This window comes from Pseudomonas sp. MDV22-iso1 (assembly GCF_058145095.1).
In genome coordinates this window covers 170,824-182,055 of record NZ_JBYVMF010000011.1, presented here as the reverse complement: position 1 = coordinate 182,055, position 11,232 = coordinate 170,824, and the positions used below count along the sequence as shown (strand labels likewise).

The window sequence follows — 11,232 nt, the reverse complement described above, 5'->3', positions numbered from 1 at the left end:
GCGTCTTGTTTGATAGTGCCCATGTCTGGGTTCTCGCTCTTAGGGTTCGAGGGCTAGCGTCAGGGCGCCACGGTTGCCGGCGAGCACCAGCGCGCCATCGGCGGACTGGGTGGCCGCAGAAATTGGTGTCCGCGCAGGCTTGCGCACCAGCTGCAATTGCGCACCGGTGCCCTGGCTGACCAGCATCTGCCCGCCCTGGGTGAACAGGCGGTAGTGGCCACGGGCATCGATCAGGCCGGCGGTGATGCTGACGTGCAGACCGGTGTTGAGGGCGGTCCAGCGCTGGCCGCCGTCGGAGCTGCGCAACACGTTGCCGCGCAGGCCGTAGACCAGCACTTCGCCGGGCTTGCCGAGGACGCCGAAGAAGCTGCCCTGATACGGCGTCGGTACAGCGTTGAAACGCTGGGCGCTGTCGTCCCATTTCAGCAACAGGCCCTGCTCGCCCGCGATGTACAACGCGTCCCCGGTGGAGGCGATGGCGTTGAGGTGGAAGCCCTGCGGGTTATCGGTGCGGTCCTGGAACGGCGTCCAGGTCTGGCCACCGTCGTCGGTGCGCAGAATCAGATTGAAGACGCCGACTACGTAGCCGGTTTTGTCGTTGGCGAACCAGACGTCGAGCAGCGGTTTGTCCGCGCCCTGCTCGACCATCCGCTGGCCCTCGGCGACCAGCAACGGCCATTGTTCGTTGCCCGGGTCGGCAGCGGCCAACGCAGAATAATGTTTGACCAGCAGATCACCGATCTGACGGCCGTCCAGCTGCTTGGCCCAGGTCGCACCCGCATCGCCGCTGTGCAACACCACGCCGTCATTGCCCACCGCCCAGCCTTGGGTGGTGGTGGGGAAATTCACCGCCGTCAGGTCGGCACTGACGGGCACAGCCGCCTGTTGCCAGTGCTGGCCGGCATCATCGGAAAACAGAATATGGCCACGCTGGCCCACAGTAATCACCCGCTCGCCGGCGCGGGTCATGCCGGACAAAGGGCTGTTGATCGCCAGGGCGCTGACCTTGGCAGGCAGGTCCAGCAGATCGACATAAGCGGCCGCCTGGGCGACGCCCTGCGACAGGACGAGCACGATGCCCAACACCATCTGCACATAATTTTTACACGTACACATACCGCACCCTCTTCGGAAAACCGTGCCGGAACACACGTCCGTGTGCCTGACGTTGATGCCGTCTGTAGGAGCGAGCTTGCTCGCGATGGACTCAAGAACACCGCAGGGAACCAGACTGCCCGCGTCATCGTTCACGACCATCGCGAGCAAGCTCGCTCCTACATTGCAGTTGGCTTAGCGAATACCCGACCCTGCGAGGGCATCCGGCACCCACTGCGCTTTCGACAGAGGCTCGATGTACCGGACGCCGCCGTACGGGCCGACGATGCCGTTGATGTTGTAGTTACCGCCCACCAGGTCGTAGATCATGAACGGCGTGGTATCGGGGACGAGCTTGTCGTAGCTCTGGCTGAGGAACGCGAAGGAACCCCGGTAAAGCTGACCACGGGCGTCGTATTGATCCGAGGCCAAAGCGATCCAGCTGTCTTCATCGAGGTAGAAGCGGCGTTTGTGGTAGATGTGCCGCGAACCGGACTTGAGCGTGCCCTCCACGACCCACACACGGTGTTTCTCCCAACGCACATAGTCAGAGGCCAGATAATTCGGCGTGGTCAGTACCTTGGGGTCTTTGGCGTAAGTCAACTTGTAGGTGTTGTAGGGCAGGATCAGTTCCTGCTTGCCCACCAGCTTCCAGTCGTAGCGATCCAGTGCACCGTTGAACACGAAGGTATCGTCGTAGGTGTTGGTCCCGGCAGTCCCCGGGTTCGGCGTGTCATAGGCCAGGTCCGGCGCCAGTTTCACCCGACGCTGCCCCGGCAGGTATTGCCAGGCTTTACGTGGCTGAACCAAAGGGTTGGCCGAATCCTTGAGCATGATCGCTTCCCCCGCACGACGCGCAGGGCCGGTGTAGTACAGCTTCATCTGGTAGAAAATGTCCGTGCTGCTGACCAGCTTCGACATGTCTTCGTAGATCGGATAGTTGATGTACGACAGCCCGGTGGTGGCCAGCGTCGGCACACCCGCGGCGTCGACGGTCCAGGAGTCATACTTGGACTGGAGGTTGACGCCCAGATAACGCAACAGGTGGTTCCACATCGCCTCGCTGCCCGATTTCGGGATCGGGAACGGCACCCCGGGCAGCACGTTATCGATAGACAGCCCGCCTTCGAGAGACTTGGCGCCCGTGGCGTTTTTGCGGGTGTTATCCAGCACCGCCTGCGGCATCGCCACCGTACGGTGAGTCGGATAGACATTGATGTGATAAGTGGGGTAACGCTTGGCCAGTTCCACTGAAGTCGCCGTCAGCAGGTCCTTGTACTGATCGACGTTCTTGCCATCGATCACCAGCAACGGTTTTTCGTCGGCAAAAGGATCCGGACGCATGCTGTCGCCGGTCTTGAAGGTCGCGGGCGGTGTGGTCAGCCCGCCTTGGTAGGCAGGAATCGAACCATCGGCATTGCCCGACATTTGCGCACCGACACCGGTCAGGCTGGTGCCCAGCTTCGCCGCTTCTTCAGTCGATACACCGGCTTGAGCCTGAGCGGCAATGACACCCGCCAGGGAAATCGCCAGTACGCCTTTAAGAAATCTCATCTGAATTCTCTCCACTTGTTGTTGTAATCCGAGGGTCAATCAGAACGTGGTTTTGAATGATGCCGTGACCATCCCGCGGTCCTTCAGCAGCGGCGACAGGCCTGCCTGGGAAGTGATTTGTCCGGGGATGCATTCGTACCGGCCATTGGCACCAGGGGTGTTGTTATCAAGCCCGGTTTGACAGGTATCGAAAGGACCAAAGGCATCGACGTATTTCAGGTCGAACTTGTATTTCTGATAGACGTCCGCGGCGACTCCGACGGAGTAGCTACCCGCGTCTTCGTTGCCGCCTAACTGGACGGCCGAATTACCCTTGAGACCGACGTTGTAGGAGACCGGCATGGACAGATCGACACCCGGGAATACCTGGAACCAGGTCGGTGTGAAGTTGGCCGCGAGGGTGTAGGCATTGGTGTCAACCTTGTCCACGCCGCGATAACTGGAGTCGCCCTTGAAGGTCTGCTTGCCCTTGTCGACACTGACCAGGTGGGTCAGCGTCCCTTCCACCGCCAGGGATGAAGCGTCCCACACAGCGGTATCGCCAAAGGTCACCAGACCATTGAGGACCACGTGAAAAGTCTTGCCACGGGCCAGTCCGGTTTCACCTTTGCCAGGCACCGCACCGATCAGGTTGGCACCGTTCACCGCGCCCTCGCCGGCCAGCGTGCTCAAGGTCGGGTTGATGGTGCTGAAGTTGCTCACCAGCGGCATGTTTTCGCGGTAGTTCAGATCGAGACCGACGCTGACCGGGCCGACACTTTTGGACAGGCTGATACCGTAGATGTCGATGTCATCGGCGTAGGCAGTCAGGTATTCGATGCCTTCGAGGCCTGCCAGACCTGGCTTGTGCAGATTAGGGGCATTGATCAACACCGACGGTAGCGTGTCGGAGGTGTTGCGGTAGTAGAAACCCAACGTCCCGTCGAGCCATTCCGGACTCCACTTGGCCATCAGCCCGAAGTCGCCGGAGTTATGCGGTTTGACGTCGTGCCCACGCGGCGCACCGTAGAACGCGCCGGCACCGCCCAGGAGTGACGGCAAGGGCAGCCAGAACACGTCAGCGCCTTCGCCGAGCATGTCGTAGCCGCCCATATAGGTCCCGCCTTCGGGCAGCCGGGAGTTCTGGAACTCCAGGAAATACTGCGCCCCCAGGGTCAGTTCAGGGTTGACCGTAAACGACATGGACAGCTGGTTACGCGGCAGGAACAGTTCTTTGGTTTCGGTGCCCGGCACGTTGTACAACTTGGCAATGTCCAGCGCCGACTGGCCGTAGTTGATGCCGTTGGCCGCGTTGAACAGGGTTTCCCCCCAGTACACGTTGTGCTTGCCGAGCTTCGCGCTGAACATCGATTCTTCGCCGACCTCAGTGCTGTAGAACACGAAGGCATCGAGGATTTCCCCCGAGGGTCCGTTGTAATAACGGTCGGTGTAATTACTCAACCCGTGCCTGCTGGCCGAGTGGCCGTTCAGCGAAGTACCGGGCTGAATCGCACCGGCCTGACGCGCGGCCACCAGATTGCCCGCGTTGCCGGCCTGCCCTGGGAAGGGATTGGAATTTGACCCTACGTCGTCATAGGCATGGTCGTACCAACTCGCGCCGCTGACCCGAAAACCCATCTTCCGTTGGTAAACCACGTCGAGTTCGGTCAACAGGTCGACCCGTTGGGTCACCGCGCTGCCGACGCTGAAGTTCTTGTCGCCGTCGTTGAGGTTGGAGGTATTGGCTATCTTCGAGTTCTGACCTTCGACCCGCTGGCCATAACTGGCCTTAAGCGTGTTGTCGAAACGCACGGTCCAGTCTTCGCTGCCGCCATTGAACTCAAAGGCGTTGGCAGCCGGCAGCACGGCGAGTGAAACGGCTGTAGACAGCAGGCTGCGCAGCAAGGCGCTCTGACCTGTAGAGGTTTGCATGTACGTTGTCTCCGATTTTTGTTTTTGTTTTGGGTACCAACAACGGCTCGCATCCGGTCCTGTCGATAATGCGAGGGTCTTTCCAGGCAGTTTTCAGGTGTATGCGTTTAGCGATCCAGCGTCTTGATGAAGGCTTCGGCCTGGGCCCACTCGCCGTATCCGGCAGCCGGATTGAGGTGGCCCACTGCGCCGAGGTTGACCAACTGGCTACCCCATTGCTCCGCCATCCGAGTCACGGACTCCAGGCTCGCAAGGTGGTCGTTGGTACTGGCCGCGACAATCGAAGGGAATGGCAGCGGTGCTTTTGGCAGCGGACTCCAGCAGTTGACGCGCAGACTTTCAGGGGTCGGATAGCCGACTGGCCAACTGGCGTCGAGATCCGGTGGTGCGGCGAGCAAGGCACCCTTGATCGGGTGATCATGCAGAGCGGCCCAGTGCACGACCATCAGCACACCGGCGCTGTGAGCCACCAGAATCACCGGGCCGGAAATTGTCTCCAGCTCGCGCTGGATCGCTTCGACGCGCGCCGCCAGGCTGAGCGTGTTCTCTTCCAGGGGCGGTACCGAACGGACGTTCGGTAGCTTCGCTTGCAGCAGCGTCTGCCAATGCTCCGGTACGTGATCACGCAAGCCGGGCACTATCAAAACAGTGGTGTCACTCATCGCCATATTCACCCCTCGCACACTCCATCGAACGGTCCGCCATACGATCGAACCCTGCCAGCAGCACAGTAGAATTCGCCTAATCGGAGCGGGTTACATTTAACGTCAGCAACTTCCCTTTTGATGACAGCGCTGCGCGAACACCCTGATGAATTACTGCACCTGACGCTTTTCATTTGCCGATCAAGTCTCTATAACTGGCGGGCAATTGCGACTGCGAGATCTCATTCGTCACTACGTGGAATGTATTTACGTCATGGCCGTACAAGCACGAACCGCCGTACTGACCAACTACCTGGATGTGGCTCGGCACCTGGGGTTGAACGCTAATGTCCTGCTGGCCGAAGTGGGTTTGAACCCTGCGATGCTGGCCGACCAAAGCCAACGTATTCCGGCCACCACCGGCGTCATCCTGCTGGAAAAATCAGCGCTGCTGAGTGGGTGCGACACCCTCGGCCTGCGCATGGCCGAGCTGCGTCAACTGGCAGATTTTGGTGAAGTGAGCCTGCTGCTCAGTCACCAGAACAATCTTCGCGACGCGCTGAAAGTGATCGTGCATTACCGTCAGCTGATCAACGATTCACTGGCGATTTTTGTCGAGGAATCCGACAAGACGGTGATCATTCGTGAAGAGCTGGTGACCGACATGGGCACCAACAATCGCCAGTCCATTGAGCTCGCCATCGCCGTCATGCATCGTTTTTGCGCGGCCCTGCTCGGTGCACACTGGAACCCGATCAATGTCTGCTTCACCCATGACGCGCCGAAGGATCTCTCGGTACATCGACGCATATTCGGCTGCAAGGTGGAGTTCGGCTGCGAGTTCAACGGCATCGTGTGCCCTGCCTCCAACCTCGACGCCGCCAACCCTCTGGCCAACGAGGCCATGGCACGGCACGCACAGCGCTATCTGGATTCGTTGCTGGGCAAGTACGGCAACTCCGTAGCGTTCGATGTGCGCAAATCCATCTACCTGCTGCTGCCCATGGGGCGTGCGACGATTGCGCAAATTGCCCAGAGCCTGGGCATGAACGTGCGCACCCTGCAGCGCCGGCTGGACGAAGAAGGCGCCAGTTTCAGCGAGTTGATCAGTTGCGTGCGGCGCGATCTGGTGATCCGCTACCTGGAGAATCCCGCCTACTCGCTGGGGCGGATCGCCGACATGCTTGGCTATTCCATGCCCAACTCGTTCACCCGCTGGTTCGTGTCCCAGTTCAACATGCCGCCCGCCACCTGGCGTAGCGAACACAAGATCGGGGTCCGCAAGGACAACTGATACACCCAGCCACTCCCGTAAAAAAAACGGCCGCCTGATACAACAGGCGACCGCAAAAAGGAGCACGCTCGGGGGTTCAACCTTCGTCTTCAGTTCGCGCCTCGGCAGCGCGCCTGAACACACGCTGTCAGCGTGACGAAGAGGTCTCCATCAGGGCTTCTGCGGGTGCTTCATCGATCACCTCGCTTTGCGCACGTACAACGTCGTCGAGGTAGTGACGACGGACATAGAAAAACACGGCCACGGACGCGATGCTCATCAGCGGTATCAACTGGAAGGCTCCGTGCAGGCCAATGAGATCGGACACCCTGCCAGTCACGAAAGGCCCCGGCGCCAGGCCGAGCATGTTGTTGACCAGGGTCAGGACCGCAAACGCGGTGCCATGCACTTTGTAGTGGGTCAGGTTGGCGATCGTGGCGATGATCGGACCGTTGGCACCGGTGGCGAACAGCATGGCCAGGCCGATCAGCCCCAGCTGGACAGGACCGGCTGACTGCACCAGCGCCAGCGACATCAGCAGGCAGCTGGCCAGACAGAACGCCATGCACATCTCGATCTTGCGCAACGGCGACTGGAGGGACAGACGATCACTCAGCATGCCGCAGAGAATGGCCCCGACGCCGCAGCACAGCACCATGACGCCCGAGATGGCACCGGCCTTGCCCTCGCCCAACCCGTAGTAACGGTTGAAGTAGCTCGGCAGCCACACGATCAAGCTGCCGACAACAAACGTCTGCAGGCCGCTGGCGATGTATATGGCAATCACTGAGCGCGTGCCATACAAGGTGCGCAATTGACGCTTGACCGTCACTTTGCTGCAGATTTTAGCCAATCGCTGGGGTGCGATCCGCGCCTCCTTAACGATGATCGGATAGAGCACAGCCAACACCAGGCCGAACAGCGCCATGCTGGCGAATGACCAACGCCACCCCAGCTTGACCGCAACGGCCCCGCCGATGGAAATACCCAACACCGAGCCAAACATCGCGCCGGCCATGAAGGCACTGGCGAGGGTTGCGCGCATGCTTTTGGGAAACACCGACACCACGACGGCGATGCCGACGCTGCCATAGGCCGCCTCGCCGACGCCCACCATGAAGCGTGCAATCAGCATTTCCTGGTAGTTCTGGGCCAAGGCACAGCCCAAGGTGGCCAGGCTCCACAGCAACGCCATCAGCGCCAGGCTCTTGACCCGGCCAAAGCGGTCGGCGAGCAGCGACAGAGGAATAGTCAGCAGGCCCACCATCAAGGCGACGATGCCGCTGAGCAAGCCGAGTTGGCCGTCGCTCAGCGCCCACTCGCCTTTGAGAATCGGGAACACGGCGTTGAGAACTTGCCGTGACATGTAATCGGAAATCAACAAACCAAACGTCAGTGCAAACACCATCCACGCGTAGCGGCGCGGAATGCCAATCGAAGTATCCATTTCATCGGCCACAGTACTGTGATGAAACGCCATGCTGTCTCCTCGGTGTCAGGCACCTTGTTGTTATTGTTTTTGGGTCTTGCTCACGCACCAAAGCTGGCTGGGGCCATCAACAGCCCCAGCCTGTGGATCAAGCGCGTCGTGGTACGCCCTTCTGACCTGCGGCGCGGTTCGGCGCCAGGCCATTGGCCAACAGGGTTTGCTCTACGGTCTCGTACTGCACGCCGATGCGGTAAATATCACGCGCCTCTTTACCCGTGGCAATTTCACGCCCCAGTTCGTGGGCAATGCGCACAGTTTGCTTGATCTGTTCCACGGAAGAAAAGCGTTTGCCGTGGTGGTCGATAATGGTGTCTTCGTTACCCAGTCGTGCGTGCAGACCCATGGCCATGGCGATGGTGTTGAGTGGCAGGACGTTCTTGAGCAGCGACTCCGCCGTCAAGGTGCAACCGTCCGGCACACGATTGATGAAGTTCATCAGGTTCATCGGGTTCGGGCCGTCGAAACCGCCACCGATTCCGATCCAGGTCAGGTTCATCGGCCCCTTGTAGATGCCCTTGCGCACCAGGCGCTCGAGGGTTTCGTAGGCATGGATACCGGTCAGCTGGAAGTGCGGCTGGATATTGCTCGCCTGCAGGCGCTTGAGGTGTTCGGCCACCCAGGCAGGACCCGCCGGCACGGTCATTTCGCTGTAGGCGGCATGAGTCGCGGGATCAAACAGCGACGTGTCTTCAATGCCTTCCGGGAACAGCAGCTCGGTGATGGTCATTTGAATGGTGTTGATGGCGACGGTGACCTGGTCCGGCTTGGGCGTCAGGTCCGCGAGCATGTGGCGGGTATCGTCGGAGAGCCATAGCGCTTCGGCGCCATCGCCTTCCGGTGCGAACGAAATCGAGCCGCCGACCTGGATGATCATGTCCGGTACGGCTTCACGCACACCGGCGATCAACTCGTTGAACTTGGACAGGCGCTTGGACCCTTTACCGTCCAGTTCGCGCACATGCAAATGCAGCACAGTGGCACCGGCTTCATAGCAGTCGACGGCCGCCTGCACGTGCTCGTCCATGGTCAGGGGAATGTCTTCCGGGAAGTCGCCAGGCGCCCATTGCGGTGCGTAAGGGGCGACAGTAATCACTACTTTTTCCATGTTTTCCGGGTGCAAGGAATCGTCGAAAAACTGCATGGTCATCTCCTGTTTTTGTTTTTTCCTGCCCGACAGGCTGTTCGGAGCAGGCATTTGCCTGGGTGCAAAAGGTGAGAGTGCTCAGTAGGTTTTTTCGCCAATGATCGTGGCGCGTTCCATCTTGCGATGGCAGGCCGGGTAATCCATCACGGCGTAGTGCTGTGTACTGCGGTTGTCCCAGATGGCAATGCTGTTAGGCTTCCAGCGCCAACGCACCTGGTACTCGGGAATGCTGGCCTGGCTGGTCAGGTAACGCAGCAACTCCGACGAGCCGTGAACGTAGTCCTGGCCGTACCGAACCCGCTCGGGGGTGTGGAAGTTGGTGAAGTGCGTGGTGAACGAATTGACGAACAGCACCTTCTCCCCCGTTTCTGGATGGGTGCGCACGACCGGGTGCTCGGCGTCCGGGTACCGGGCCTTGAGCGCCAAACGCTTTTCGATCGGCATTGCCGCGCCGAAAGTCGCCTCGATGCTATGACGGGCACGCAGGCCTTCGATCTTCGCCTTCACGTCGTCCGGCAGGTGCTTATAAGCCTCCACCATGTTGGCCCACATGGTGTCGCCACCGACTGGCGGGCACTCCAGGCAACGCAGCACGCTACCCAACGGCGGTGCCTCGCGCCAGGTGGCATCGGTGTGCCAGGAGTTCTCGTAACGTTCGACCGGGCTGTCCGGGTCCTTGTAAACCTGCACCAGCCCGGGATAGTCCGGGTGACTGCCAACAACGGGATGATCCTCCAGTTCGCCGAAGCGCCGGGCAAAGGCGACATGGTCGGCGCGACTGAGGTCCTGATCGCGCAGGAACACCACGCGATGCTTGAGCAACTGAGCACGAATCTCGGCAAACAGCCCGTCATCGTGCACCGCGTCGGCGAGGTTGACGCCAATCAGCTCGGCACCAATGCTGCAGGTAAGTTGTTCGACTTGCATGGCAGCGGATCTCCTTAGATGACGAAGATCGATGAGCCGGTGGTTTTGCGCGCTTCCAGGTCACGGTGCGCCTGCACGGCATCCTGCAAGTTGTAGTGCTGGTTGATCTCGATCTTGATCTTGCCACTGCCCACGAGGCCAAACACCTCACCGGCCAGATCGGCCTTCTCTGCCGGATCGGCGATGTAATCCGCCAGCGCCGGGCGCGTTAGGAACAGCGAGCCTTTCATCGCCAACAGCGCCGGATTGAACGGTGGAATCGGACCGGATGCCGTGCCGACGCAGACCATCAGGCCCCGTCGCTTCAGCGAGTCCAGCGAACCTTCGAAGGTGTTCTTGCCAACGCTGTCGAACGCTACGTTGACACCGACACCATCGGTCAATTCACGCACGCGCCTGGCCACATCTTCATGGCTGTAATTGATCACGTGATCACAACCATGGGCGCGTGCCAGTTCCGCCTTGGCCTCGCTGGACACGGTGCCGATCACCCTCAGCCCCAACAACTTGGCCCACTGCGAAACGATCAGGCCGACACCACCTGCCGCAGCGTGCAGCAGGATGCTGTCACCGGCCTTGAAGTCGTAGATACGACGCATCAGGTACGCCGAGGTGAGCCCGCGCATGGTCATCGCCGCGGCGGTCTCGAAGGAGATGTCTTCCGGCAGTTTGATCAACGGCGCGGCCGGGATCAGGCGCTCCGTGCTGTAGGCACCGAGGGTGTTGATAAAACCGGTGTAGGTCACCCGGTCGCCAACTACCACATTGCTGACACCCTCCCCCACGGCGCACACCACACCCGCGGCTTCGACACCCATGCCATTGGGCATCGGGATCGGGTAAGTGCCATTACGGAAGTAGGTGTCGGCATAGTTCAGACCCACCGCAACATGCCGAAGCCGGACCTCACCAGGACCGGGATCCCCGACCTCGACCTCCTCAAGGCGAAGCACTTCGGGCCCACCGGTTTCGTAAAAACGTACGACTTTGGCCATGCTTTTATTCTCCATTCAACGTGCTGGGTGCATTACGGCAATTACGTTGTTGGAATCTAAGCTGCAGGCTGTCTGGACGTGACTCTTCAAACGACAATGACGGAACATTTCATGACAGGGGGCGTTTGCGAGACACCAGAGGACAAGCGGACAGGCCGACGTGATGTTGCTAATCTGGCGCGTCGACTGCTCAGGACATA

General features: G+C 60.1%; 9 protein-coding genes. 1 reads left to right on the top strand and 8 read right to left on the bottom strand.

Going from position 1 to position 11,232, the window contains the following annotated elements; all coding sequences use genetic code 11:
• Window positions 1-39 precede the first annotated feature (39 nt).
• The 4 genes from AC3ZVB_RS15015 to AC3ZVB_RS15000 all read right to left on the bottom strand — a co-directional run bounded on the left by AC3ZVB_RS15015 (window position 40) and on the right by AC3ZVB_RS15000 (window position 5,222).
• A complete protein-coding gene (locus AC3ZVB_RS15015; RefSeq protein WP_490146981.1) occupies window positions 40-1,116 on the bottom strand; it encodes a WD40/YVTN/BNR-like repeat-containing protein in 1,077 nt (358 codons plus the stop codon).
• Between the two features lie 174 nt (window positions 1,117-1,290).
• Window positions 1,291-2,649: a DUF1329 domain-containing protein gene (locus tag AC3ZVB_RS15010; protein WP_490146980.1), complete on the bottom strand. Its 1,359-nt coding sequence runs from the start codon at window positions 2,647-2,649 to the stop codon at window positions 1,291-1,293.
• Window positions 2,650-2,688: 39 nt separating this feature from the next.
• Entirely contained in the window at window positions 2,689-4,560 is a 1,872-nt protein-coding gene (locus AC3ZVB_RS15005) for a DUF1302 domain-containing protein (protein ID WP_490146979.1), read from the bottom strand.
• A gap of 107 nt (window positions 4,561-4,667) precedes the next feature.
• Window positions 4,668-5,222 (bottom strand): RBBP9/YdeN family alpha/beta hydrolase, encoded by a 555-nt coding sequence (locus AC3ZVB_RS15000; RefSeq protein ID WP_490146978.1) that lies wholly within the window; start codon window positions 5,220-5,222, stop codon window positions 4,668-4,670.
• A 256-nt stretch (window positions 5,223-5,478) separates the two neighbouring features.
• On the opposite strand from AC3ZVB_RS15000, the gene AC3ZVB_RS14995 reads away from it, so the two are divergent.
• Complete coding sequence (locus tag AC3ZVB_RS14995; protein ID WP_490146977.1) at window positions 5,479-6,498, top strand: AraC family transcriptional regulator; 1,020 nt, start codon at window positions 5,479-5,481, stop codon at window positions 6,496-6,498.
• Between the two features lie 127 nt (window positions 6,499-6,625).
• Here the strand turns inward: AC3ZVB_RS14995 and AC3ZVB_RS14990 are convergent, their stop codons facing one another.
• From AC3ZVB_RS14990 to AC3ZVB_RS14975, 4 genes are all read right to left on the bottom strand, one after another.
• On the bottom strand, window positions 6,626-7,957 hold the full coding sequence (locus AC3ZVB_RS14990; protein WP_490146976.1) for an MFS transporter: 1,332 nt from the start codon (window positions 7,955-7,957) through the stop codon (window positions 6,626-6,628).
• A 97-nt stretch (window positions 7,958-8,054) separates the two neighbouring features.
• Window positions 8,055-9,107: a beta-keto acid cleavage family enzyme gene (locus tag AC3ZVB_RS14985; protein ID WP_490146975.1), complete on the bottom strand. Its 1,053-nt coding sequence runs from the start codon at window positions 9,105-9,107 to the stop codon at window positions 8,055-8,057.
• Window positions 9,108-9,188: 81 nt separating this feature from the next.
• Window positions 9,189-10,037, bottom strand: coding sequence for a TauD/TfdA dioxygenase family protein (locus tag AC3ZVB_RS14980; RefSeq protein ID WP_490146974.1), 849 nt, complete (start codon window positions 10,035-10,037; stop codon window positions 9,189-9,191).
• A 14-nt stretch (window positions 10,038-10,051) separates the two neighbouring features.
• Window positions 10,052-11,032: a quinone oxidoreductase family protein gene (locus AC3ZVB_RS14975; RefSeq protein ID WP_490146973.1), complete on the bottom strand. Its 981-nt coding sequence runs from the start codon at window positions 11,030-11,032 to the stop codon at window positions 10,052-10,054.
• Between the last annotated feature and the right edge of the window lie 200 nt (window positions 11,033-11,232).

What these genes read in the sequence shown, in the direction of transcription:
- AC3ZVB_RS14975 (WP_490146973.1), bottom strand. Translation starts at nt 11,032, where the DNA reads ATGGCCAAAGTCGTACGTTTTTACGAAACCGGTGGGCCCGAAGTGCTT.
- AC3ZVB_RS15010 (WP_490146980.1), bottom strand. Translation starts at nt 2,649, where the DNA reads ATGAGATTTCTTAAAGGCGTACTGGCGATTTCCCTGGCGGGTGTCATT.
- AC3ZVB_RS15000 (WP_490146978.1), bottom strand. Translation starts at nt 5,222, where the DNA reads ATGAGTGACACCACTGTTTTGATAGTGCCCGGCTTGCGTGATCACGTA.
- AC3ZVB_RS14985 (WP_490146975.1), bottom strand. Translation starts at nt 9,107, where the DNA reads ATGCAGTTTTTCGACGATTCCTTGCACCCGGAAAACATGGAAAAAGTA.
- AC3ZVB_RS14990 (WP_490146976.1), bottom strand. Translation starts at nt 7,957, where the DNA reads ATGGCGTTTCATCACAGTACTGTGGCCGATGAAATGGATACTTCGATT.
- AC3ZVB_RS14995 (WP_490146977.1), top strand. Translation starts at nt 5,479, where the DNA reads ATGGCCGTACAAGCACGAACCGCCGTACTGACCAACTACCTGGATGTG.
- AC3ZVB_RS15015 (WP_490146981.1), bottom strand. Translation starts at nt 1,116, where the DNA reads ATGTGTACGTGTAAAAATTATGTGCAGATGGTGTTGGGCATCGTGCTC.
- AC3ZVB_RS15005 (WP_490146979.1), bottom strand. Translation starts at nt 4,560, where the DNA reads ATGCAAACCTCTACAGGTCAGAGCGCCTTGCTGCGCAGCCTGCTGTCT.
- AC3ZVB_RS14980 (WP_490146974.1), bottom strand. Translation starts at nt 10,037, where the DNA reads ATGCAAGTCGAACAACTTACCTGCAGCATTGGTGCCGAGCTGATTGGC.